Raw genomic sequence first — 24,064 nt, forward strand, 5'->3', positions numbered from 1 at the left:
GGCTCCATGGACAACGTCAACTCCGCGTACTAAACAAACCGGCAGACACGTCGCAAAGGGCGGCGGCACCCCACACCCCGGGGCGCCGCCGCCCTTTCACGACGAGGAGACCCACGACGCCGTGAGCGCCTGGACGGCGGAGCCGTCGGCGTCGGCGAGCTTGGTGCCGACGAAGTCGCGCGCCCAGGCGGAGGTCTGCACGCGGAAGGGCGGCCGCTCCGCCGTGAGCACGCCGACGACGGAGGCGGCGGCCTCGGCGGCGCTCTGCGCGTTGCCGAAGGACGCCAGGGTGCGGTCGATGTAGGCCTTCAGGGCCGGCGCGTAGGGCCCGGCGGCCTCCAGCAGCGCGGGGATGTCCAGGTTCTGGCTGGCGACGAACTCGCTGGCCACCGCGCCCGGCTCGACGACCGTGACGCCCACGCCCGCGGTCGCCGCGACCGGGGCCAGGGACTCCATGAAACCTTCGGCGGCGAACTTGGCCGCGCAGTACGCCTCATTGAAGGGCTGCCCGACGACGCCGCCGACGCTGGTGACCGTGACGACCTTGCCGCGCGAGGCACGGAGGTACGGCATGGCCGCGTGGGTCGTCTCCACGACGCCGAAGAAGTTCACCTCCATCGCCGAGCGGAACGGCGCGGAGCCGCTCTGCTCGACGGTGCCGACGACGCCGGCGCCGGCGTTGTTGACCAGGGCGTTCAGCCGCCCGTACGTGGCGATCACCCGGTCCAGGCACGCGGTGATGGAGGCGGGGTCGGTCACGTCCAGTCGTTCGACGCGGACGAGGCCGGTGACACCCGCCTGCTCGGCGGCCTCGCGCAGGGCGCCCGCCCTGGCCGGGTCGCGCATGGTGGCGATCACGTTCCAGCCCTCGCGGGCGGCGGCCACGGCGGTCGCCAGACCGATGCCGGAGGAGGTTCCGGTGATCAGGACGGTGTGGGGGGAGGTCACGGGCTCGTCTCTCTTCCGCTCGCGTGGGAGTTTTCGTGTGTGCGCACACACTATAACTGCGTGCGTGCGCACACAACCGGTAGACTGCGGAGATGGCGCGCACCGACCTCACCCTGGGAGACCTGTCCCCCCGCGACCACGCCTTCTACGGCCTGGTATGGGCGGGTACGACCCTCAGCGCCCACGTCGACCAGGCGCTCCAGCGGGCGCATGACCTTCCGCTCTCCTGGTTCGAGGTCATGCTCTGGCTGAACGGGCAGGCCGCGCCCGTCGCAGCGTCCGACCTGGGCGAGAAGACCCTGCTCAGCCGCAGCCAGGCCTCCCGCGTCGTCGACGCCCTCCAGGCGCGCGGCCTGGCGGCCCGCGTCCCGTCACCGACCGACGCTCGGTCCGTGCGGGTGGAGCTCACCGAGGCCGGGCGGCGCGCCTTCGCCGAGGCGGACGCGACCCGTCGCGCGGCCCTGGCGGAGGTCTTCGACGACCTCCTCGACGACACCGACATCCAGGCGCTCGAGACCGTGTGGAGCAAGCTCAAGCAGCGGCGGAAGAACCACCCGGCGTCCTGACGGCGGATCAAGGCCGGATTCCGCCCGCGAAATCACCTCGCCCATTGATGGGCCGACGCACCACCGCTTGCATGACCCTGCCCAGAGGCATCGCTGCCGCGTATGTACCGGAGGGGGAACCTTGCGCGAGCCCGGAGCACGGACGGCAGGACGGAAGGCAAGACGGGGAGCATCCAGAGCCCGGGGCGGCATCACCGGTGCGGCGGCGCTGATCGGCGCCGCCGCACTTGTCGTCCCGGCGGCTCCCGCCGGCGCGGCCGCCGGGCCGCCGGCCCCCGCGCCGGGAGAGGTGATCCCCGGTCGGCACACCGCGACGCCCGCCCTCGTCGAGGGCATCCGGGAGCCGGTGGCGGCCACGGGGAGCGCGGCGGACGCGGCGCTCGGTCATCTCGCCGCCGGGGAGAGCCGCTACCGGATCGCCGATCCCGCCCGCGACCTGGCGCCCCTGCGGACCACCGCCTCCGGCGCCTCGGAGACCGTACGGTTTCAGCAGAAGCACCACGGCGTCGACGTCCTCGGCGGGCAGTACCTCGTCCGCATGGAGAGGAAGAACGGCAAGCGCGTCGTCACCGGAGCCTCCGGCAAGTACTTCACAGCACTGACCACCGGCACCACGCCCGAGGTGAGTGAGGAACTCGCTGTCGAACGGGCCGTCGACGCCACGCTCACGCGGCTCGGCGCCCGCCGGTCCGACGCCCCGAACGGCCCGCGGGGAGACGACGACAGCCCCGCGCCCGAGCCGCTGACCGGCACGGCACGCGGCCTGGTCGTGCTGCCCAGGGGCACGGGTGTGCTCGCCCGGCACATCACCGTGCGCGGCACGGACCCTGCCTCCGGGGCGCCGGTGCTGGAGGAGGTCTACATCGACGCCGTCGACGGCTATCCGGTCCTCCAGTACAGCAGTATCAAGACGTTCGACGTGCCCTCGCGGGGCTTCCTCGACGGCGGCTACGACCCCAACGGCACACCCGACGCACCCGAGCCGCCCCCGCCGGGGCCCGGAGCACTGGGCTCCGGTGTCAGGGCCGACGGGAGCACCGTCGAACTGCGGCTGGACCGGGACGAGGCGCGCAAGGAATACGTCATGCGCGACTACTCGCGGGCGCGGGACGGCGGCAGCGGCAGCGGCAGCGGCAAGAAGCCCATCGCCACCTGGGACGCGCGCCGCAGGGGCCCCAGCGAGGTGGCCGGCATCTGGCCGTCCGGTCTCAGGGAGTTCGGCTCGGCGACGCCGGCCTTCGGCAAGGAGGCCACCGAGACCGGCGCGGTCGACGCCCACTGGGCGGCGGGCAAGGTCCACGACTACTACAAGTCCGTCCTCGGCAGGGACGGCGTCGACGGCCGGGGCATGGCGGTCAATTCCCTGGTGGGCGTCTGGGACTACGGGCACCCGCTCAAGAACGCCTTCTGGGACGGCACCAAGGCGGCGTACGGCGGGGGCGACGCGGAGTACCGCCCGTTCTCCGCGGCCCTGGACGTGGTCGGCCACGTGATGACGCACGGGGTCGTCGAGCGCACCGCCGGGCTCGTCCACGCGGGCCAGTCCGGAGCGCTCGCCGTGGCGGTCGCGGACTACTTCGGGGCCGGCGTCAAGACCGACGCACGGGGTACGTCCATGGACGACCCCGACTCGGGACTGCTGGGCGACGGGCTGTGCCGCACCAAGTCCCCGCGCGCGTGCGCCACCCGGGACATGAACGACGGCAGGACGACCTCCAAGTCCTTCCTCGGCGTGGGTTTCGCCACCGACAGCGGTGGCGTCCACCTCAACTCCACCATCTTCTCCGGCGCCCTGTGGGACATCCGCAAGGACCTGAACCGCACCCTCGCCGACAGAATCGTCCACCGGGCGCTCACCGACTACATGACCCCGCTGGACGGCTTCACCGAGGGCCGCGACGCCGTCATCGCCGCAGCCAAGGACCTCGGCGTCACCGGCAAGGATCTCAGGGCCGTGGAACGGGCCTTCACCGCCCACGGCATCGTCCCCGGCTGGGAGCTCGCCATCGGCGTGGACACCGACCGGCTCCTCGGCAGGGTCACCACCACCAGGACGAACGTGGGCGCGGGCGGCGGCTGGTGGGCCGCGTCCGCGTCGAACGAGAGCGGCACCGAGGCCAACTCGGTCTGGGCCGGGCGTACGGACGGCACCGGTGAGAAGAAGCTGATCAGCCCCAACGACGGCCGGAACCACGTCGAGCCGGCCACCGACGGCAGGACGGTGGTCTGGGTGGCGTACCGGGGCAACCGTGTGGAGGTCCTGGCGCGGCCGATCGCCGGCGGGCCCGTCAAAAAACTGTACGACGACCGGTACGGGATCCATTCGCCGCGCGTCGAGGGAAAGGACGTGGTCTTCGAGATCGGTCTGCGCAAGGGCGGCAACCGCGTGGTGTACCTGCGCATCGGTGAGATCGAGCCGACGGTGGTCTCCCCGGAGTCGGGCAAGCTCTGGGCCGAGACGGCACGGCCGTCCCTGCGCAATGGCCGGATCGCCTACACCGACTCGGGCCGCGTCTACGGCGTCTACCGTCAGGACACCAAAGTGCTGGACATCGCGACCGGCAAGGTGACGGTGCTGCCGCAGATCGGTACACCGCACGACCTGGGGCAGACCGCGATCACGGGCAAACATGTCTTCTGGCTGGTCAAGGACGTCAAGGACAGCGCCCGGACCGCCGTGCGCCGCGTCGGCCTCGACGGCGCGGGCGTCGTCGACATCAGCCCCGGACAGGGCGAGGACGCGCTGTACGGCGTCGGTCTGACGGCCTCCGAGGACGCGGTGACCGTCACGGCGAGGACGCCGGACACCGTCCTCCGCGATGCGACGCTGTCCAAGCTGTGGCAGTTCTCGACCGACGGCTCCCGCAAGGGCCGGGTCTCCTGTGGCCGCGGTGAGCAGCTGGGGGCCGCCGCCGCGGGTGGCGCCCAGGTGGTGTGGATCGACGCCACCACCGGGTACCCCGACCTCGTCACCCGGTCCCGCCCGGCCGGGAAGTGCGACTGACAACCCTCACTCCATGCCCGATCACGTCTGTTTGATTGCCCGATTCTGTTTACTTCTTCTCCATCCAGTCATTAGGGTGGCCGATAACAACAGATTCGGGCATCGAACGGAAGTAGTCCTTCATGTACGCACCGGAGCGTCAGCAGGAGATCCTGCGCCTCGCCCGTGAGCGCGGCCGGGTGGAGGTGCTCTCCCTCGCCGAGGACTTCCGGGTCACCGCCGAGACCGTGCGGCGCGACCTCAAGGCCCTCGACCGGGCCGGGCTCGTCCTGCGGGTCCACGGTGGCGCCATCCCCGCCGGACGACTCGACTTCGAGCCGGACCTCGCCGAGCGGGAGACCACGGCGGCGGACGAGAAGGACGCCATCGCGCGGGCCGCCCTCGCCGAGCTCCCCGCCGACGGCAGCGTCATCATCGACGCGGGCACGACGGCCGCCCGCCTCGCCGGGCTGCTCCCCCTGGACTCCACGCTCACCGTCGTCACCCACGCCCTGCCGGTCGCCGCCCGGCTGGCCGACCACCCGGGCATCGCGCTGCATCTCGTCGGCGGCCGGGTACGGCGCCGTACGCGCGCCGCCGTGGACGAATGGGCGCTGCGCGCCTACGCCGAGATCCACGCGGACGTCGCCTTCCTGGCGACCAACGGCTTCTCCCCCGACGGCGGTCTGACCACGCCCGATCTGGCGGAGGCCGCCGTCAAGCGGGCGGTGGCGGGCGCGGCGCGGCGCGTGGTGCTGCTCGCCGACTCCGCCAAATACGGTCAGCGGCACTTCGCGCGCTTCGGCGACCTCGCCGACGTGGACCTGGTCGTGACGGATACGGGCCTGTCGCCGGAGGACGCGCGGGCCGTCGAGCTGGCCGGGCCGACGGTGGTCCGCGCGTGATCCTCACCGTCACTCCCAATCCCAGCCTGGACCGCACCTTCGAGGTTCCCCGTCTGGAGCGCGGCGCGGTGCTGCGGGCCGGTGCCGACCGGGTCGACCCCGGCGGCAAGGGCGTCAACGTCTCGCGTGCCGTGGCCGCCGCCGGGCGGCGCACGGTCGCGGTGCTGCCGCTCGGCGGCGCGGAGGGCGCGCTGCTGGAGCGGCTGCTGGACGGGCACGGCATCGAGGTGGCGGGGGTGCCCGTCCATGGCTCGACGCGTGTGAACGTCGCCGTCGCCGAACCGGACGGCACCCTCACCAAGATCAACGCCGCGGGTCCCGAGCTGGACCCGGCCGAGGCGGACACCCTGCTCGCCGCCGTGGGGGCGCGGTCGGCCCGCGCGGACTGGGTCGCCTGCTGCGGCAGCCTGCCGCGCGGCCTGGCCCCCGAGTGGTACGGACGGCTGGTGGCCGCCGCGCACGCGGGCGGGTCCCGGATCGCCCTGGACACCTCGGGGCCCGCGCTCACGGCGGCCCTGCGGGAGCGCCCGGACGTCGTCAAGCCCAACGCGCACGAGCTCGCCCAGGCCGTGGGCCGGCCGCTGGCCACGATCGGCGACGTGGCCGACGCGGCCGAGGAACTGCGAGCCCTGGGGGCTCGGGCGGTCCTCGCCAGCCTCGGCGCGGACGGCCAGCTGCTGGTCGACGACAGCGGCACGCACTTCGGGACGGCGCCCGTCGCCGCCGTGCGCAGCGACGTCGGCGCGGGTGACGCGTCCTTGGCCGGTTTCCTCGTCGCCGGGGGGACCGGCCCCGCCGCCCTGGCCTCGGCCCTCGCGCACGGCGCGGCGGCCGTGGGGCTGCCCGGCAGCGTGATGCCGGTCCCGGCCGATCTCGTGCCGGAGGCGGTGACGGTCACGGCGACGGTGCCGTACGACCGCGCGCTGACCGAGCCCGCCTGACGTCTTTATCCTCCCCTTTTTCTGTCCCCCACCGCCCGCCGGGCGTCAGCGCGTGCAAGGGAGCCCGCGATGAGTGAACTGATCACGGCCGGACTGGTCGACCTGGACCTGTCCGCCAGTACCGCCGGTACGAAGGAAGCGGCGACGCGCTCGCTCGCCGAACGGATGCGGGCCCTGGGCCGGGTCACGGACCTGGAGGGCTTCCTGGCCGACGTCGCCGCGCGCGAGGCGCGGATGCCGACGGGGCTCGACGGTGGCATCGGCATCCCCCACTGCCGCAGCGCGCACGTCACCGAGCCCACGCTGGCCTTCGGCCGCGCCTCCGCCGGGATCGACTTCGGGGCGCCGGACGGCCCGGCGGACCTGATCTTCCTGATAGCCGCCCCGGCGGGCGCCGACAGCGACCACCTCACCATTTTGTCGGCGCTGGCGCGACAGCTGATGGACGCGGGGTTCACGGGCGCGCTCCGGGCGGCGGAGAGCGTGGAGGCCGTCGCGGCGCTGCTGCGCGGCGACGCGCCTCCGGCGCGGGAGCGGGTCCGGGCGGACGGGGACGCGGCGGCCGAGGGCGCGACGGCGGCCGGGGCCCCGAACCCGGTCAGGCTTCCGGACGGAGCCGGGACTCCGGCCGCCGTCGGCGCCGGCGAGCGGGCCCGGTCGTCCGCCGTGGCGGAGCCGACACCGTCGGCCGCGGCCGACGCCTCCCGGCGGCAGCCGCTCCGTATCGTCGCGGTCACGTCCTGCCCGACCGGTATCGCGCACACCTATATGGCGGCCGAGGCGCTGCGGCAGGCCGCCCTGGACGCGGGGGTGGAGCTCGTCGTGGAGACGCAGGGTTCCGCCGGGTTCACCCGGCTCGACCCGGCGGTCGTCGCGGCGGCCGACGGCGTGATCTTCGCCCATGACGTGGAGGTGCGCGAGCGGGCCCGTTTCGCGGGCAAGCCCACCGTGGACGTCGGGGTGAAGGCGGGGGTCAACCGGCCCGCCGAGCTGATCGCCGAGGTGTGCGAGCTGGCGGCGGCAGCCGGTGCACCGGTGGCACGACCGGCCGCGCCCATGGACGCGGGGGCCGGGGTGGGCGACGGGTTCGGCACCCGGTTGCGTACGTGGCTGATGACGGGCGTGAGCTACATGGTGCCGTTCGTCGCGGCGGGCGGTCTGCTGATCGCCCTGGCCTTCGCCGTCGGGGGCTACCAGGTGAACAAGGCGCCGTCCGTCGCCGACCACTTCCTGTGGACGGAGTCCGCGAGCTGGGCCGCGTTGTTCTTCCAGACCGGCGGGGCCGCCTTCGCGTTCCTGGTGCCGGTGCTGGCGGGCTATATCGCCTACGGGATGGCCGACCGGCCCGGGCTCGTGCCCGGTTTCGTCGGTGGCTCGATCGCCCTGACCGTGAACGCGGGCTTCCTGGGCGGGCTGATCGCCGGTCTCCTGGCGGGGGCGGCCGTCCTGGGCGTCCGGCGGGTGACCGTCCCGCCCGTGCTGCGCGGCATCATGCCCGTGGTCGTGATTCCGCTGCTCTCGTCGGCGGTGGTCGGATTCCTGATGTTCCTGGTGGTCGGCAAGCCGGTCGCCGCGCTCCAGAAGGCGCTCACCGACTGGCTGGGCGGACTGTCGGGGACGAACGCGGTCGTCCTGGGCGCCGTGCTGGGTCTGATGATGTGCTTCGACCTCGGCGGCCCGCTGAACAAGTGCGCGTACACCTTCGCGGTCGGCGGCCTGGCCGACCCCAACGCGGGCAGTCTGAAGGTGATGGCGGCGGTCATGGCTGCCGGGATGGTGCCGCCGCTGGCGATGGCCCTGGCCACGGCCGTGCGCGGACGGCTGTTCACCCGGGCCGAGCGGGAGAACGGCAAGGCCGCGTGGGTGCTGGGCGCCTCCTTCATCACCGAGGGCGCGATCCCCTTCGCCGCGGCGGACCCCCTGCGCGTGATCCCTTCCGCGATGGCGGGCGGTGCGGTGACGGGCGCCCTGTCCATGGCGTTCGGCTGCACCCTGCGGGCCCCGCACGGCGGTGCCTTCGTCGTCCCGCTGATCGGGCAGCCGCTGCTGTACCTCGTCGCGATCGCGGCGGGCACGGGGGTCGGCGCCGCGCTGGTCGTCCTCCTCAAGGGCCTGCGCCGCCCGGAGCCGGAAACGGAGACGGAGGCGCCGGCGTCGGTGGTCGCCGCCTGACACCGCTGTCGCGACGCCTGCGGGTCCCGGCCTCCCCGCGCCGGGACCCGCAGGCGTCTGCCGCTGGTCATGGGGTCAGCAGTTGCCCCCGTTGACCCCGTCGATCCGGCCGCCGAAGTCGCCCCCGTACGCCCGGCGCCAGTCGCCGTTGTGCACCTGGCGGGTCTCCTTCGGGTCCCAGTTGATGAAGCAGGCGTCGGTGCTCGCGACGAAGGAGCCGACGTTGTCGTGGAGGGCCGGGGGCATGTCGCGGTAGCCGCTGGAGGCCGTCCACTCCCAGCTGGAGCCGTGGTAGTCCGACCCGCTGAAGAAGCAGACCGAGCCGTTGGGACAGGCCGGTGGCCCGGCGGCCGGGGCGGCGAAGGCGCTTGTCGCGGGCATGAGGAGCGCGATCAGGGACATGGTGACGGCGGAGACGATTCTCATGGTTCGTCCTTTTCTACGGCTTCTACGACGGTCACGGAAGGCGGCGGCGATGTCCTGAAGCGGCTGCTTCACCGCCACCGACAGCGACATCATCCGCACCCTTGGTGAGCGCCGTCGAGCGCTTCGATCACCGTCGAAGGGCCGCACCCCGGCGGCTACGCGTCCCCGGAGGACGCGTGCGCCGCGTTGTAGCGCAGGAGGTGCGCGGCGAAGCCGGCGAGGTCGTCCTCGTTCCAGTCGGCGAGGCGTTCCTGGAAGGCCGTGTGGCGTCGGGCGGCGACCTGGGCGAGGGTCTCCCGGCCCGCCGCCGTGAGGTGGAGGACCTGAACGCGCTGGTCGTCGGGGTCGACGCGGCGTTCGACGAGGCCGAGGTGCTCCAGCGTGGCGATCTGCCGGCTGACGGTGGACTTGTCCAGCAGGTAGTGGGCCGCGAGGTCGGTGGCGCGGCAGCCCTGCCGGTCCTCGAGGTGGGACAGCAGGGTGAAGGAGACCAGGGAGAGCTCGGGGTGCATCCGGGCGGCGGAGGCGCGGGCGCGGCGGGCGAAGGCGGTCAGCTCCCGCTGGATGATCTCCACGGACTCGTCACGGTGGGGCACGGGGACTCCTTTCAGGCCATGTGGTTGTAGAGTACAACTTGAAGACAGAGTTGTATTTGCCAACTATCGCCACGGCTCCCGCACCGGGGAGCCCGAGGAAGGCACCGATGAGATCCACCAACGGCGGCGCGCTGCGTCATGTGCTGACCCATCTGCTCACTCCCCTGCTGATGTGCGTCGGCATGGGCCTCGCCTACCTGGGCGCGTTCGCCCACCCCGAGCCGCACCGGCTGCCCGTCGCCGTCGTGGGCTCCGGCACCGGCACCCAGGTGCTCGCGCAGACGATCAGCGACAAGGCGGGCGACCGCCTCGCCGTACGGACGGTCGCCGACCGCGAGGAGGCGGTCCGGCAGCTCAAGGACCGGAAGGTCTTCGGCGCCTACGTCCCCGGCAAGCGCTCCCCCGAGCTGCTGATCGCCTCGGCCGGCTCGGACACCACGGCCGTCGCCGTGCAGAAGGTCTTCCAGCCCGTCGCCGCGCACCAGGGCGCCCCGCTGAAGGTCACCGACGTGGTGCCGCCCGCCGAGGGCGACCCCACGGGCCAGGGCATCTTCTTCCTGCTGGTCGCGCTCAGCATCGGCTCGTACGCCGCCGTCGCCGTGATCGGCGGAGCGGGCGCGGTGCTGCCGATGCGGCTGCGGGTGGCGCTCGCCGGTGCCATGTCGCTCATCGTCAGCGTGATCGGCGCGGTCTTCGCCGGGCCCGTCTTCCACCTGGTCGACCAGGGCCTGCCGGGGCTGTGGGCCATGGCGTGGGTCTACTCGGCGGGCGTCCTGCTCGTCGGCACCGGACTGCACACCTTCCTGGGGCGCTGGACCACGCTGGGCGTGATGGTCCTCTTCGTCATGCTCAACTTCACCAGCGCCGGCGGTGTCTACCGCCCCGAGCTCCAGAACGGCTTCTTCGCCGCGCTGCACTCCTTCTGGAACGGCGCCGGGTTCGTCGAGGGCATCCGCAGCCTCGTCTACTTCGACCACGCCGGCCTGGGCCGGCACGTGTGGACGCTGGCGCTGTGGCTGGTCGCCGGCATCGCGGTCGTCTGCGCGGCCTGGGTCACCGAGGCACGGCGCGCCACGCCTGTAGCGGCCAAGGCCACCGACAACGCGGAGGAGGAGATGGAGGAGGCCGTGGGGGTCTGAGCGGCACCGCCCGAACGCGCCCGCCGGATCAGGCGGGCGCGCGGGCGCTCACCGTGGTCCCCGGCCGCGCCGGTGGGCATCCTGCCCCCATGACCACACCAGAACCCGCCGCCGGGCCCACCGAGGCCGCGTCGTTCAGCCCCGTCAGCAGGACGGCCCTGACCGTCGCCCGGGTCCGGGCACAGGAGAGCCGGCGCCCGGACGCCCTCTTCACGGACCCCCACGCCACGGCGTTCCTCACCGCCGCCGGGTACCCCGCCGAGCCGGCCGTACGGCCCGGGCCGTACGCCGCCGCCATCACCCATCACACGGTGATCCGCACCCGCTTCTACGACGACTTCCTGCTCGCCGCCTGCGCGGCCGGGTGCCGTCAGACGGTCCTGCTGGCCGCCGGGCTGGACACCCGCGCGTACCGGCTGGCCTGGCCGGACGGGGTACGGCTGTACGAGCTGGATCTTCCGCCGGTGCTGGCCTTCAAGGAGCACGTCCTGGCCGGGCGGGCGGCCCGGCCGCGCTGTGACCGGACGGCGGTGGCAGCCGACCTGCTGTCGCCCGAGTGGCCCGCCCTGCTGGCCGAGGCGGGCTTCGACCCGGCCGCGCGGACGGCCTGGCTGGCCGAGGGACTCCTGGTGTATCTCACGGAGGAGCAGGCCACCTGCCTGCTCCTCACTCTCGGCGGGCTGTCCCGCCCGGGCGACCGGTTCGCCATGGAGCGCGGCCGGGACCTCCCGTCGGCCGACGCCGAACCGGCCCTCGCGCACATCGCCCCGCTGTGGCTGGGCGGCCTGGGCCCGGGTCTGGGCGACTGGCTCGGCGCCAACGGCTGGGACGTGGCGACCCACCCCATCGAGGAACTGTCGCGGACATACGGCCGCCCCGGGACCGGTCCGGCCCGGGGCGGCTTCCATACCGCGACGCGACGCTGAGCGGCGCGCGCCCGTCAGACGGCCGTGACCACGGCGGGCTCGGGAGCCTCCTGCTCGTCCTCGGCCGCGCGCGCGGTCCGGGCCCCGGCGCCGAGCACGGGGTCGGGGTCCGGCAGCCCGGCGCGATGGGCCTGGACGCCCGCGCGGACCGCCCAGAAGTAGAAGCCCAGCGCGGACACACCCACCAGCGCGATGTCGAGGCCGCCCGGGATCACCCCGTGACCGCCGAACTCCTTGCTGCCCAGCGCCGACAGCGTCGAGAGCCACAGCAGGAACGCGACCATCCACCAGGCCGGCGCGAACTGGCGGCGCAGATCGCTCTCGCCCCGGCGGCTCAGCACGATCGCGGCGATGGGCACCGAGATCAGGGTGAGGACGGCGACCTTGCCGGTGTTGGGCCACTTCGACCAGTACAGGGCGCAGGCCGCGAAGGCGAAGGTGATGGGGCAGAGGACCTTGGCGGCCGGGAGCCGGAAGGGGCGGGGCAGCTCGGGCTTGGTCTCACGGAAGACACCGACGGCGATGGGGCCCATGAGGTAGGAGACGACCATCGCGGCGGAGACGACGCTGGCCAGGGCCTCCCAGCTGTGGCCGATGGTCAGCAGCAGGAGGACGGAGAAGCCCAGGTTGAGCCACATCGCGGGGCGGGCGGCGCCGTAGCGGGGGTGGACCTCGGCGATCTTCTTGGGGAAGAAGCCGGTCTCGGCGAGGTTCTGCGCCAGGTAGGCGGAGGAGGCGACGTTGCCGATGTTGGCGCCGTTGGGCGAGATGAAGGCGCCGAACTGGAGCATGGTGACGACCCAGTGCAGCATCAGCAGCTTGGCGAGGTCGGCGAAGGGGGAAGCGAAGTTGACGCCGCTCCAGCCACCGGCCTCGGCGAGCTTCTCGGGCGGGACGGCGCCGAGGAAGGCGACCTGGAGGGCCAGGTAGATCACCAGGCCGAGGGAGAGCGCGCCGACGAGCGCGAGCGGGATGGCGCGGCCGGGGTTCTTGGCGTTGCCGCCGAGGTTGACGACGGCCTGGAAGCCGTTGAAGGCGAAGACGACGCCCGAGGCGGTGACGGCGGTGAGGACCGCGGACCAGCCGTTGGGGGCGAAGCCGCCGTGAGAGGTGAGGTTCTCCGTGTGGAAGCCGGAGGCGATGAGCGCGCCGACCGCGAGGACGGGGATGGCGAACTTGACCAGGGTCAGGAGGTTGTTGGCGCGCGCCAGCAGCTCGACCGACCAGTAGCAGGCCAGCCACAGGGCGAAGGTCAGGATCAGGGCCGTCGCGATGCCGGTGGCGGTGAGGCTGCCGCCGGAGACCAGCCCCTTGGCCCAGCCGAAGCTCCAGGAGGACATGTACTGGGTGCCCGCGATGGCCTCGATGGGGATCAGCGAGGCGGTCGCGATCCACACGGCCCAGCCGGTGACGAAGCCCAGCACCGGGCCGTGGGATATGGAGCCGAAGCGGGCCATGGCGCCCGGCAGCGGATAGGCGGCGCCCACCTCGGCGTACGTCATGGCGATCATGCCGATGAAGATCGCGCCGATCACCCAGGCGACCAGGGCGGCGGGCCCGGCCACCTGGGCCGCCTGACCGGCTCCGAAGAGCCAGCCGGAGCCGAAGATCGACCCCAGGCCTATCATGATCAGGGCGAAAAGGCTGAGGCCTTTCCTGTTGGCCGCGCTCATGTCCACGAGCTGTTTTTCCGTTCTGCCGGGAGACAAGGACTGGAAGTCCCTATGCGCCTCTTCGGCGTACGGCTGCCGGGGCCGTCCCACCGGCTCGCGCCGATGGACGGCGACGCCTGTCGAACTGAGCGGGGATCAGTCGCCGACACCGCGTACCGGCCTGTTGGGCTTCGCCGGGATCGGCCCCGGGAACGGACACCGGGTACGACGCGACGAGCCCGGGGACTGCCCCCGAAGCGGTTCGGGAACGGTCCGGGCTCGTTGACGACGAGATGGCCGAGGACGCAATAGCGACGCCGGTCATACTACGCCAACCAGGAGTAACACCTCCAACCGCCCCATCAGCACCGGTGGTCCGGCCGCCCGGATCGTCCGTTCCGCCGCCTTTCGGCCACGCGGTTGTGTCCTGGCCGGGTGCGCGCCCCGGCGTACGACCTCCGCGAGAGTCGCGCCTCACTCGCACCGTCTCCCTCATGGAGCACAGCGAGCCCGCGATCAGCGCATATATTCCGACTCATCCCAGATGCATGCCTCTCGGGGTTCTTCATATGACCTGCCCCTTTCGGGTAAGGGGGTCCGGCCCCTGGCCGGAAGCCGATGCCACCGTCCTTGCGCCGTACCGGTCGCGGCCGCGAACGTGGTCCTCCCCTGCCCGGACGGGCCGGGCCGCCGAGGAAGCCGAGAGGAACCGATGCGCCCTGTTCCCGGTCCACGACCGCGGCACCTCCGCGCCGTCCCCGGTCCCCCGGCTCCGGCCCCGCGCGACGAGCCCGTCGACGAGCCCGTCACCGTGGCGATCGCCGGGGCGGAGTTCGGCTGGGGCAGCTCGGGGAAGCTGAGCGCCGTGCTCGGCGCGCTGCGGGAACGTTCGGGCGGGCGGCCGCCGAGGATCGTCGGACTGGGCACCGGCCTCGGCCGTCCCCTGCTCACCGGGCATCCCGTCGCGTCCTGGTACGACCTGCCGGGCACCGCGGCCGCCGCCCGCGACGCCGTCGCCGGCATCGTCCGGGCCCAGGGGGTGCGGGCGGCGCTCGTCGTCCTGGACGGGCCCGTCGCCATGGCCCTGGAGGCCGCCGGGGTGCCCACCGTGTTCGTCGACAGCCTGCCGTTCCTCTGGACCGACGGCGACCGGGACGCGCTGCCGCTGGAGGCGTCCGCCTACTGCGCCCAGCGCGCCGTCGAGTTGCCCGCCGAGTGCCGGGGCGTCCTGGCCGCCGTCCGTCACCCGCGCTGGGTCGAGGCGGTCGTCGCCGCCGCGCCCGGGGCGCCCACCGGCCCCGGCGCCCGCGCCGACGGGAGCCCGTACCGCACGGCCCTCGTCAGCCTCGGCGGGCTCCGGGCCCCTCGGCTCGCCGATCCGGCGTGCTACCCGCGCGCCGTCGTGCCCGCGGTCCTCGCCGCGCTCGCCGCCCACGGCGTCCAGGAGGCGCACATCGCGGGCAACCTCCCCGACGGCCTGGCCGCCCGGCTCACCGCCGGTCCCGCCGTCCCACCGCGCGTCACGGCGGGGCCGCTCCCCCACGACGTGTTCCTGCGCCGCCTGGGCGATTGCGACGTCCTTCTCGCCTCGCCCGGGCTCACCACCCTGCTGGAGGCCGGCCGGACGGCCGTGCCGACCGTGTGCCTGCCGCCGCAGAACCTCAGCCAGATCTTCAACGGCCGGTTCCACAGCCGGGCCGTCGGCGCGGACGTCCGCGTCACCTGGCCCGGGGACGTCCTCTCCGAGGAAGCCGCCCTCGCGCTCCGCTCGGGCGGCGAGGACAGCGCCCTGGAGCTGATCTACGGCGGGATCGCCCGGGCCGCCGCCGGCGACGTCCCCGCGCCTGGCGGCCGTACGACCCGCGACGCCCTGCGCGAGGGCGTCCTGGCCGCGCTGCGCCGGGCGGCCGGGGGCGCCGACTGGGGCGGGCTCACCGCCGCCGTCGGCACCGGCGGCGCCGCCCAGGTGGCCGACGCGCTGCTGGAGATAGCGCGGCGGGCACCCCTGCCCGCCTGACCCCGGCTGCGCCCCGCCCCCGTACGCACGCGAACGGTCCGGAAGGTCTCCCCATGCGCCAGCGCGACCGCTATCTGTTCATCAGGATCCTGGAAGCCTGCAACGCCGACTGCTTCATGTGCGAGTACGCCCTCTCCCGCGACACCTTCCGCTTCTCCCCCGCCGACTTCGCCGGTCTGCTGCCCGAGGCCCGGGAGGCCGGGGTGCGGTACGTGCGCTTCACCGGCGGCGAGCCCCTGATGCACCCCGACGTCGTCGAGCTGGTGCGCGCGGGCACGGCCGAGGGCATGCGGATGTCCCTCATCACCAACGGCGCGCTGCTGCCCAGGATGGCCGGTCGGCTCGCCGGGGCGGGACTGGCCCAGGTCGTCGTCAGCGTCGACGGCGCCTCCGCCGTCACCCACGACGTGTACCGCCGCTCCCCCGGCATGTTCGACAGCGCCCTGCGCGGTCTGGTGGCCGCCGCCGGGCTCGGCGTCCTGCCCCGGGTCAACACGGTCGTCGGGCCGCACAACTACACCGAGACGCCCCGGCTCCAGCGGGTCCTCACCGACGCCGGGGTGCGCCAGTGGGAGCTGTCCGCGCTCAAGCTCGACCGCCCCATCGCCTACCCCGACCCCGGCCACGTCCGCGCCGTCTGCGACCCGGTCTACGACGCCGACCCGGAAGCGCTGCTCGTCCCCCTGGGCAAACGGTTCTACGGCGACACGCCCGAGGAACAGGAGGACTACTTCCTCCGCTCCCGGACCCCGCGCGCCTCCGCGCCACTGTGCCACGTCGTGGACGACGTCATCTACGTCGACGGCAAGTACGGGCGGGCGTACGCGTGCAGCTGCCTCCCGCACCGCGACGACGGTCACGGGCCCGGCGGCGCGGCCCTGCGCGAGGGCGGCGCGCTCCGCCTCGACACCCCGGACTTCGCCGCCCACGCGGGCTTCTTCCGCGAGCGCGGCCCCGAGCTCTGCGGCGGCTGCTCCACGACGGCCGCCGGCTACAGCGACGACGTCGCCCGGCTGGGAACGGCGGCGCCGTGGAGCTACTGACCCCCGGCCGCCGGCCCGGCCCCCCGGGCCCCGCCGCGCCGTACCGCCGGGTGCTGCTGGTGTCCCGGGACGACGAGCTGGACTCGGTCCTGGCCCGCCGCCGCGTCGCCGCCCACCTCGGCGGCCTGCGCCCCGTGTCCCTCGCCCCCGGCGGCCCGCTCCCGGACGCCGCGCTGGTCTGCGACGACGAGCGGGCCACCGCCCGGCTGCTCGGCCTCGGCGTCCCCGTGGTGCACCTGCGGTCGGGGCACGACCCCGGCCCGGGCCCCGCCACCGGCGACGACGGCCGGGCGTTGCGCCGGCTGCACCGGCCCGGCTGGCTGCCCGGCCCCCGGCCGGCCGGGGCGCGGACCACGGGGGTGCTCGCGCCCGCCCGGCTCACCCGCGACCGTGCCCGCGCGGGCACCCTGCTCCTGCTGTCCCTGTGGGGCGTGCCGGACGAGGAGGCCGGCGCGTTCGCCGCCGGGCCGTTGCGCGCGCTGGTCCACGAGGCCGAGCGCCGTACCGGGCGGTGCGAGGTCGTCTGCGACGACCGGCTCGCGGCCGTCCGCGCGGGCCTCGGCGGGGCACGGCCGGTGCGCGCCGCCGCCGAGGTCGACGTGGACGCGCTGCACGCCGCCGCCGAGGTGTTCCTCGCCTCGCCGACGACGGGCGCGCTGGCCCTCGCCCACGCCCGGGGCGCGCCCCTGTACTTCCTGCCGCCGCTGGGCGCCGCCCAGCGGGACCTGGCCGAGCGCGTGGGCAGCGTCGTCCCGGTACCCCGGGTCTCCGATCCGGCGGACCCGTCCGTGTGGACACCGCCCGGGGCGGGCCCGCACGGGCTGTGGGACGCCGTCGATCCCGGCCTCGACGACCTGCGGGGCGCGCAGCGCGTCGCCCGGACCCTCCGTCAGCTCGCGCTCGCCCCGCTGTGAGCCCTGCTGCCGATCCCCTCACTTCGGAGGCGCCATGCCCGGCACGACCACAGACCCGCCGTTCCGCCCTCAAGTCCCCACCGAGCTGTGGGACGACTGGCGCTGGCACATGCGCAAACGCATCACCACCGTCGCCAGGGCCCGCCAGTGGCTCCGTCTCAGCGCCGACGAGGAGAAGGCGATCGCCGGGTCCGCCGGCCGGTACCGGTGGAGCATCACCCCGTACTACGCGTCCCTGATGGACCCCGATGACCCCTCCTGCCCCGTCCGTATGCAGGCCGTGCCCGCGCCGGCCGAGCTGGAGGAGTTCCCCGGCGCCGAGGTCGACCCGGTCGGGGACATGACCTACCGGAGGACCAACCGCGTGGTGCACAAGTACCCGGACCGGGTGATCCTGCTGGTCACCGAGGCCTGCCCGGTCTACTGCCGGCACTGCACCCGCAAGTTCCACACCACCGACGTCGACGGCACGTACTTCCGCGACGACGAGGGCGGCTCGTTCGACGAGGACCTGCGCTACATCGCCGCCCACCCGGAGATCCGGGACGTCCTGCTGACCGGCGGCGACCCGCTGTCCTACCCGGACGGCAGGCTGGAGGAGATCGTCGCCGGGCTCCGGGCGATCCCCAGCGTGGAGATCATCCGCATCGGCACCCGCTTCCCGGTGCTGCTGCCGCAGCGGATCACCGAGGACCTGTGCTCGATGCTGGCCCGCCACCACCCGGTGTGGCTGAACACCCACTTCAACCACCCCAAGGAGATCACCGCCGACGCGGCCCGCGCCGTGGACCGCCTGCTGCGCCACGGCATCCCCGTCGGCAACCAGACCGTGCTGCTGCGCGGCGTCAACGACGACGTCGCCACCATGCGCACCCTCATGACGGAGCTGCTGCGCGTCCGCGTCCGGCCCTACTACCTCTACCACTGCGACAACGTCACCGGCGTCTCGCACTTCATGACCTCCGTGGAGAAGGGCTGGGAGATCATGGAAGGCCTCCAGGGACACATCACCGGCTTCGGGGTCCCCCAGTACGTCCTCACCACGGAGATCGGCAAGATCCCCGTCGCTCGCCCGTACTTCACCCGCACCCCCGACGGCCTGCTGCTCCGCAACCACCACGGCCAGGAGCTGGCCGTCGGCGGCCCGGGGCACCCGATCACGGAGTCCGACGCGCGATGACCCTCGACAAGCGGCTCGGGCAGCGCTTCCTGCCCTACGGCGCCAACTACCTCGACTGGTCCGACATGACGGAGCTGCGGGAGGTGATCGACCAGCGGGTGCTGTTCCGCTACCAGACGGAGGGCGAGAGCATGGCCTCCCGGCTGGAGCGGCACGTGGCGCGGCGCCTGGGCGCGCGGCACGCGCTGGCCGTGCACAACGGCACCGAGGCGCTGCGCCTGGCCCTGGTCTCCACCCGTCCCCGCGTCGGCGACCTGGTGTTCGTCCCGGCCGTCACCTTCGTGGCGGTGGCCGGGGCGGTCCTGGCGAGCGGGCTGATCCCCGTCCTCGTCGACACCGACGAATCGCTCTCCCTCGACCCCGCCCTGCTGCCTCCGGACGCCCGGCGGGTCGTGGTGGCGCACATGGAGGGCACGGTGGGGCCCGTGCCCGAGGGCGTGCCGTTCGTGATCGAGGACTGCGCGCAGTCCCTGGGCGCCCGGCTGCCCGACGGCCGGCACGCCGGGACCGCGGGCTACGCCGGGACGTTCAGCTTCCACCACAACAAGGTGCTCACCTCGGGCGAGGGCGGTCTGGTCGTCACCGGCGACGACGAGGCCTGGGCGAGGATGCGCGGCTATCACGACCACGGCTCGGCGCGGGTCCCCGGGCGGTATCCGACATGGGACCAGGACGCGCACTTCGGGGAGAACTTCGTCACCAGCGAGGGCGTGGCCGCCATCCAGAGCCAGCAGTTCCGTCATCTCGACGCGCTCCTGGCCGGGCTGGAGCGCATGTACGCCATCGCCGTGGAGGCGCTGCCGGACCGTCCCGGTCTGGAGGCGCTGCCGCGGGCGGCGGGGGATGTGAAGGTCAGTCTGCGGTTCCGGTGGGAGAGCCGTGAGCTGCGCGACGCGGCCGTGGCCGGGCTCACCGACCGGGGGATCGCCAACTGGACCCTCGGCAAGTACTTCCTGCCCGAGCACCCGGTGCTCACCGGGCGGCGCTCCCTCTACGCCGACGGCTTCCCCTGGAGCCTCGCCCCGGACACGGCCCTCGTCCTCAGCCGCGACGGCTTCGCCCGCACCCGCGACCTGCTCGACCGGACCCTGTGCGTCCCGCTGTCGCCGGAGCTTTCCGAGCCGGATCAGGTCCTCGCCGTCAAGGCGATCCGGCAGGCCCTGGAAGCGGTGTGAGCGCGCCCGGAGGAGGGCCGGTGCTGCTGATGGTGGACGACCGCCCCTCCTCCTTCACCCGGTACGCGGTCCGTGCCCTCCCCGGCGGGCTGGTGCTGCTGCGTTTCGAAGGGCTCCGCCACGACCTCCCGGAGGGGTATCTGCGGCGGACCGCGCACCTCCCGGCGTTCTGGGTGCGCGAAGGGGTGCCGCTGGACGTGGAGGTGCGGCGGTACGAGCGGTGGGCCGGGCGGCTGCCGGCACGGCCGGCCCGCTTCTGCAATCCGTCCGAGCCCCGCCAGGGCGTCGCCCAGCGGTTCGCCGCGCTGGCCGGGCTGCCGCACCTGACGGAGCGACAGGTGGCGTGGGTGCGGGACAAGACTGCCATGAAGGACCGCTTCCGGCAGCTGGGGCTGCGTACGGCCCGGTACGCGCGGGTGCGGTCGGCCCGGGACGTGGAGCGGTTCGCCGGGCGGTACGGCTGGCCGGCCGTCCTCAAGCCGGTGGACTCCTTCGCCTGTGTGGACACCCACCGGCTGACCGGGCCCGCCGCCCCGGCCGGCCTCGACTTCGGGGCGCGGCGGTGGATGGTGGAGGAGCACCTCGGGGGCACCGAGTGGGAGGTGTGCGGGCTGATCCACGCCGGGGAGGTGCTGGACGCCTGGCCGAGCGCGATGCCCTGCCGTCCGCTGGACATCGTCGACGGCGCGATGAACGCCAACATCAGCGTGGGCAGCGGCGAGGGCCCGCCCGTGGACCTGCGGGCCCTGCTCCAGCGCGTCGTCACCGGGATGGGCATCGACCACGGGTACGCGCACATGGAGTTCTTCGTGGTCGGCGGGGAGGTGTACGCGGGCGAGATCGGGGTGCGGCTGGCCGGCTGCGAGATCCCCGCCAACCACGGGCACGCCTACGGCTTCGACGTCTTCGGCGCCACCCTGGACGTCTATCTGGGCCGCCGTCCCGTCCTCGACTACCGCGAGCGGCGCTGCGCGGGCGACCTGCTGCTGCCCCTGCCGGGCTCGGGCACCGTGCGCCGCATCACCCCGCGGGAGGAGCTGCTGCGCATCCCCGGGGTCATCGACGCCGTTCTCAAGGCGGGCGTCGGCGAGCCGGTGGCGGCCCGCCGGGCGTCGCACAACGCGTCCGGGTACGTGCATGTCGCGGGAACGTCGATCGGTGAGGTGGAGAGGCGTATGCGGAAGGTCCTGGACGTCTTCACGATCGAGGTGGCCCCCGCGTGACCGGCACCCTGCCCCGCCGTTTCCTCGCCCTGCTCACCCGGCGTCATGTCGCGGGCCCGGCCTGGTGGAGCGTCGTCGCCCGGATGCCGGTCTATCTGCTGTCCCTGGCCATGGTGCTCGTCGTCCGGGAGCAGGGCGGCGGCTACGCGCGGGCCGGTATGACTGCCGCGCTGTGCACCACGGGCATGGCCCTGGGCGGGCCGCTGATCGCCCGGCGGATGGACCGCGCCGGGCGCCGCGTGGTGCTGCTCGTCACCGGTGTGTGCCATCCGTCGGCGCTCTGCGCGCTGGTGTGGGCCACCCGTCCGGGCGGCTGGGCGCAGCCCGTCATGGCGTTCGCCGCCGGGCTGACGCTGCCGCCCGCCAACGCCTGCATGCGCTCGCTGTGGGCACGGCTGCCGCTGGAGGACGACGAACGGGAGCTCGCCTATCTGTGGGAGGCGCTGCTCACCGAGGTCCTGGTGATCGGGGCGCCGTTGATGCTGGCCGCGCTGATGCTCGTGGGGTCCGCGGGGCTCGCGCTCACCACGGTGGCCGTGATCGGCGGCGCCGGGGCTCTGGGGCTCGCCCTCACCCCGCTGCCCGCCGGTACGGACCGGCCCGATCCCCGGGCGCGGGAGGCCGGGCCGCGGCATCCGCTGGGGCCATTGCGGTCACCGGCGATGCTGGCCCTGACCGGCATCATGGCCGTGTGCGCCGTGCCCATCGGCCTGATGACGCTGGCCATTCCGGCATCGGTCGCCGCCCATGGCGGTACGGGCGGTACGGGCGTGGTGTACGCCTGCTGGGGCGTCGGCAGCGCGGTGGGGGCACTGTGGCTGGGGCGCGCCCAGTCGGAGGTCGCCGCGTACCGGCGCTTCCCGCGCCTGGTGTTCGCCTACGCCGTCGGCACGGGGCTGACCCTGCTCGCCACGTCCCAGCTCACCCTGGGCCTGGCCCTCGCGGTCGGTGGCGCGCCCATCGCCCTGGTGTCGGCGAGCGAGATGACGCTGGTCGGCACGGTCGCGGACCGGGATGCGCTGGCGGAGGCGTTCACGTGGGCGTCGCTGGCGACGGTCGTGGGGGACGCCGTGGGGCAGCAGGCCGGGGGGCTGCTGATGGATCCGCTGGGGCCGCGCGGGGTGTTCAGCGTCGCCTTCGCCACGGCCGTGGCGGGGGCGGGGCTGGCCTTCGGCTGCCAGGGGCTGCTGGGCCGGGGCTCCCGGCGGCGCGCGGAGTGCGCGGCGTGAGCCGCGCCCGTACGGCGAGGCCCCCGCCGGTCTCGCTCTTTCCCCCTCCGGCCCCAGGTCCCGCTTCCCAGGTCAGCGCGAGAACACGAGGTAACCCGTCATGAACACCGTCGCCACCGGTCCCGCGCACGACCGGGAACTCCCCCGGCCGGGCGCCGCCCTCTTCCGTACGGTCTCCTCCGGTCAGTTGCCCGACGCGGTACGGGAGTTCCTGGCCGCACCGGGCGGCACGCCCGTGCCCGTCCCGGTCGAGGGCCGCGCGGACCTGGAGCGGAGTGTGGAGCTGGCGGCCGGGCTGTACGCCGGGCCGTGTTCCCCCCACCCCCTGGACGTCGGCGTCGTGCTCGGGGAGAAGGAGCTGCCCGAGGGGATTGTGGAGCTGGCCCGGCCGCTCGCCCGTACCTGGGTGGCCGAGGAGGAGCTGTCCGGCGGCGACGGCCCGTTCGCGGCGCGGCATCCCGGGACCCTGCTGGTCGTGGGCTGTTACGACCGGCTCACCCTGGACCCGGTGCGGGAGTTGCTGCTGGCCACCTATCGTGGCGCGGAGCACGGGCTGACCGTGCTGAGCGGCCGCGACGGCGCCTCCGTCGCCTGGAACGTCGCCAAGCAGTACGCCGCGCCGGACCCGGGAGTCGAGGCGCTCGGCCTGTTCACCGACACGGACCGGCCGCCGCCTCCGGCGGGCGTGCGGGTCTTCGACGACCGCGACTTCGAACGCGTCGACATCCAGGCCGAGATCCTCGGCACCCGCTGGCGCCGGGTCGTCTTCCAGGGACACGGCAAGGACGACAGCGTGAACCTCGGCGAGTTCACCATCTGCGGCTTGAACCCGGACGTGCCCGCGCGGCCGGGGCTGCTCGGCCCCCGCTGCGCCTACGGCCTGCCCTGCTACAAGCCCGAGGACAAGCTCGTGCCCCTCCACCGGGTGGCGGCCGTGGAGCTCGTCCTCAGCGCCTGCAACAGCGGCCCGCTCGCCGACCTCGCGCTCTACGACCCCAAGTACCAGCTGCTGCTCAACGCCCTGGACGGGCCGGCCCGCACGGTCGTCTCCGCCGTGTCCGTCCACGACTCCGACCGGCCGGAGAACGTGGCGTGGATGCGGGCCGCCGCCCGTGGCGCGGACTCGGTGGACGCCCTCAACGCCAGCCTGGCGGGCTCGCACCCCTATCCGGCGTTCATGCGCTTCGGCCTGCCCGAGGCGCCCGGGCGGGCGCCCGGCGCGCCGGCTCCGGCCGGCCACCGGCCCGGCCCGCTCGTCCTCACCACCGCGCGCAGGCTCACCGCGCTGCTCGCCTCGGACCTGCTGCCGCACCACCACCCCCTGCGCCCCCGCCTCACCAAGCTCGCCCGGAAGGTGGACCTGTGGGCGGCCCGGCCCACCCATCTCGCCGACCGGTCGGGGGAGGAGATCCGCCGCTCGCTCTCGGCGGACCTCCAGTCCCTCGATCACGCCATCGCCGAACTGGTCGCGGCCAACCCCGAGAACGAGATCATGAACTACCCCGCGCACTTCGGGGACCGCAGCTCCCTCGACCCGGACGTCCGCGAGGTCACCTGCCACTGCGGACGCCCCGCCCAGGAGTTCACCCGGCGCGGGCTCCTCCCGTACGTCCTGGACACCACGTGCGTGGTCTGCATGCGCTGCGGCGACGTCACCTTCCGGGTGCCCGACGCGCCCTCGCTGCTGGCCCACGCCGCCGACGAGGCCGAGCGGGGCGGAGTGCTGGAGGTGCGGGCCGCGCTGACGGCCGCGCGCCCCGGGCCCGTCCGCCTGGGCCTGTTCGTCCCCACCTATCTGCGCGAGGACACCACGGTGGAACCGGCCACGACCAAGGTCCGGGCCACCCCCGGCCGGGTCGAGGACGTCGTCTTCCGGGTGCGCTTCGCGCCCTCGACGGCGCCCCAGGCCTACTACTTCACGGTCTTCGCCGTGCAGGACCTCGCCGTCTCCACCGCCCGGCGGCACTTCGGAGTGGTACCGCCCCGGGCCTGAGTGTCCACCGATCACCTCCCGTCACCTCCCGCGAAG

19 protein-coding genes are annotated in these 24,064 nt (G+C 74.0%); 15 read left to right on the top strand and 4 right to left on the bottom strand.

Annotated features, from left to right (window positions below; all coding sequences use genetic code 11):
- Window positions 1–96: 96 nt before the first annotated feature.
- On the bottom strand, window positions 97–948 hold the full coding sequence (locus AB0E98_RS32290) for an SDR family NAD(P)-dependent oxidoreductase (RefSeq protein WP_361709694.1): 852 nt from the start codon (window positions 946–948) through the stop codon (window positions 97–99).
- 92 nt (window positions 949–1,040) lie between these two features.
- Between AB0E98_RS32290 and AB0E98_RS32295 the strand changes: the two genes are divergently transcribed.
- The 5 genes from AB0E98_RS32295 to AB0E98_RS32315 all read left to right on the top strand — a co-directional run bounded on the left by AB0E98_RS32295 (window position 1,041) and on the right by AB0E98_RS32315 (window position 8,515).
- Window positions 1,041–1,514: a MarR family transcriptional regulator gene (locus tag AB0E98_RS32295; protein ID WP_361709697.1), complete on the top strand. Its 474-nt coding sequence runs from the start codon at window positions 1,041–1,043 to the stop codon at window positions 1,512–1,514.
- A 211-nt stretch (window positions 1,515–1,725) separates the two neighbouring features.
- Entirely contained in the window at window positions 1,726–4,518 is a 2,793-nt protein-coding gene (locus tag AB0E98_RS32300; protein WP_361709816.1) for a M4 family metallopeptidase, read from the top strand.
- Between the two features lie 122 nt (window positions 4,519–4,640).
- Window positions 4,641–5,402, top strand: a complete 762-nt coding sequence (locus AB0E98_RS32305; protein ID WP_361709699.1) for a DeoR/GlpR family DNA-binding transcription regulator — start codon at window positions 4,641–4,643, stop codon at window positions 5,400–5,402.
- Window positions 5,399–6,343, top strand: coding sequence for a 1-phosphofructokinase (gene pfkB, locus AB0E98_RS32310; RefSeq protein ID WP_361709702.1), 945 nt, complete (start codon window positions 5,399–5,401; stop codon window positions 6,341–6,343). Before AB0E98_RS32305 ends, pfkB begins: the two co-directional genes overlap by 4 nt.
- Before the next feature lie 69 nt (window positions 6,344–6,412).
- Entirely contained in the window at window positions 6,413–8,515 is a 2,103-nt protein-coding gene (locus tag AB0E98_RS32315) for a fructose-specific PTS transporter subunit EIIC (RefSeq protein WP_361709704.1), read from the top strand.
- A gap of 75 nt (window positions 8,516–8,590) precedes the next feature.
- On the opposite strand, the gene AB0E98_RS32320 is transcribed toward AB0E98_RS32315, so the two are convergent.
- Window positions 8,591–8,941 carry a peptidase inhibitor family I36 protein gene (locus AB0E98_RS32320; RefSeq protein WP_361709706.1) on the bottom strand — a complete coding sequence of 117 codons (351 nt, stop codon included), beginning with the start codon at window positions 8,939–8,941 and terminating at the stop codon, window positions 8,591–8,593.
- A gap of 155 nt (window positions 8,942–9,096) precedes the next feature.
- Window positions 9,097–9,537: a MarR family transcriptional regulator gene (locus tag AB0E98_RS32325; RefSeq protein WP_361709709.1), complete on the bottom strand. Its 441-nt coding sequence runs from the start codon at window positions 9,535–9,537 to the stop codon at window positions 9,097–9,099.
- 107 nt (window positions 9,538–9,644) lie between these two features.
- Here AB0E98_RS32325 and AB0E98_RS32330 point away from each other — a divergent pair, with 107 nt between their 5' ends.
- Window positions 9,645–10,676, top strand: coding sequence for a hypothetical protein (locus AB0E98_RS32330; RefSeq protein ID WP_361709711.1), 1,032 nt, complete (start codon window positions 9,645–9,647; stop codon window positions 10,674–10,676).
- 89 nt (window positions 10,677–10,765) lie between these two features.
- Entirely contained in the window at window positions 10,766–11,602 is an 837-nt protein-coding gene (locus AB0E98_RS32335; RefSeq protein WP_361709714.1) for an SAM-dependent methyltransferase, read from the top strand.
- 14 nt (window positions 11,603–11,616) lie between these two features.
- On the opposite strand, the gene AB0E98_RS32340 is transcribed toward AB0E98_RS32335, so the two are convergent.
- Window positions 11,617–13,281 (bottom strand): APC family permease, encoded by a 1,665-nt coding sequence (locus tag AB0E98_RS32340; RefSeq protein ID WP_361709818.1) that lies wholly within the window; start codon window positions 13,279–13,281, stop codon window positions 11,617–11,619.
- Window positions 13,282–13,966: 685 nt separating this feature from the next.
- Between AB0E98_RS32340 and AB0E98_RS32345 the strand changes: the two genes are divergently transcribed.
- The 8 genes from AB0E98_RS32345 to AB0E98_RS32380 all read left to right on the top strand — a co-directional run bounded on the left by AB0E98_RS32345 (window position 13,967) and on the right by AB0E98_RS32380 (window position 24,028).
- Window positions 13,967–15,271, top strand: coding sequence for a hydroxymethylcytosylglucuronate/cytosylglucuronate synthase (locus AB0E98_RS32345; protein ID WP_361709717.1), 1,305 nt, complete (start codon window positions 13,967–13,969; stop codon window positions 15,269–15,271).
- A gap of 53 nt (window positions 15,272–15,324) precedes the next feature.
- Window positions 15,325–16,314 carry a cytosylglucuronate decarboxylase gene (blsE, locus tag AB0E98_RS32350; RefSeq protein ID WP_361709720.1) on the top strand — a complete coding sequence of 330 codons (990 nt, stop codon included), beginning with the start codon at window positions 15,325–15,327 and terminating at the stop codon, window positions 16,312–16,314.
- The gene (blsF, locus tag AB0E98_RS32355) at window positions 16,302–17,228 is read left to right on the top strand and encodes a CGA synthase-related protein (RefSeq protein ID WP_361709723.1); all 927 of its coding nucleotides are present in this window, start codon (window positions 16,302–16,304) and stop codon (window positions 17,226–17,228) included. Before blsE ends, blsF begins: the two co-directional genes overlap by 13 nt.
- A gap of 34 nt (window positions 17,229–17,262) precedes the next feature.
- Window positions 17,263–18,408: an arginine 2,3-aminomutase gene (blsG, locus tag AB0E98_RS32360; protein ID WP_361709726.1), complete on the top strand. Its 1,146-nt coding sequence runs from the start codon at window positions 17,263–17,265 to the stop codon at window positions 18,406–18,408.
- Entirely contained in the window at window positions 18,405–19,583 is a 1,179-nt protein-coding gene (locus tag AB0E98_RS32365; protein ID WP_361709728.1) for a DegT/DnrJ/EryC1/StrS family aminotransferase, read from the top strand. The genes blsG and AB0E98_RS32365 overlap by 4 nt, the downstream gene beginning before the upstream one ends.
- 29 nt (window positions 19,584–19,612) lie before the next feature.
- Entirely contained in the window at window positions 19,613–20,806 is a 1,194-nt protein-coding gene (locus AB0E98_RS32370; RefSeq protein WP_361709821.1) for an ATP-dependent carboxylate-amine ligase, read from the top strand.
- A complete protein-coding gene (locus AB0E98_RS32375; RefSeq protein ID WP_361709731.1) occupies window positions 20,803–22,035 on the top strand; it encodes an MFS transporter in 1,233 nt (410 codons plus the stop codon). Before AB0E98_RS32370 ends, AB0E98_RS32375 begins: the two co-directional genes overlap by 4 nt.
- A gap of 100 nt (window positions 22,036–22,135) precedes the next feature.
- Window positions 22,136–24,028, top strand: coding sequence for a hypothetical protein (locus tag AB0E98_RS32380; protein WP_361709734.1), 1,893 nt, complete (start codon window positions 22,136–22,138; stop codon window positions 24,026–24,028).
- Window positions 24,029–24,064 lie beyond the last annotated feature (36 nt).

The organism is Streptomyces sp. NPDC037389 (genome assembly GCF_040636475.1).
GTDB lineage: Bacteria > Actinomycetota > Actinomycetes > Streptomycetales > Streptomycetaceae > Streptomyces > Streptomyces hesseae.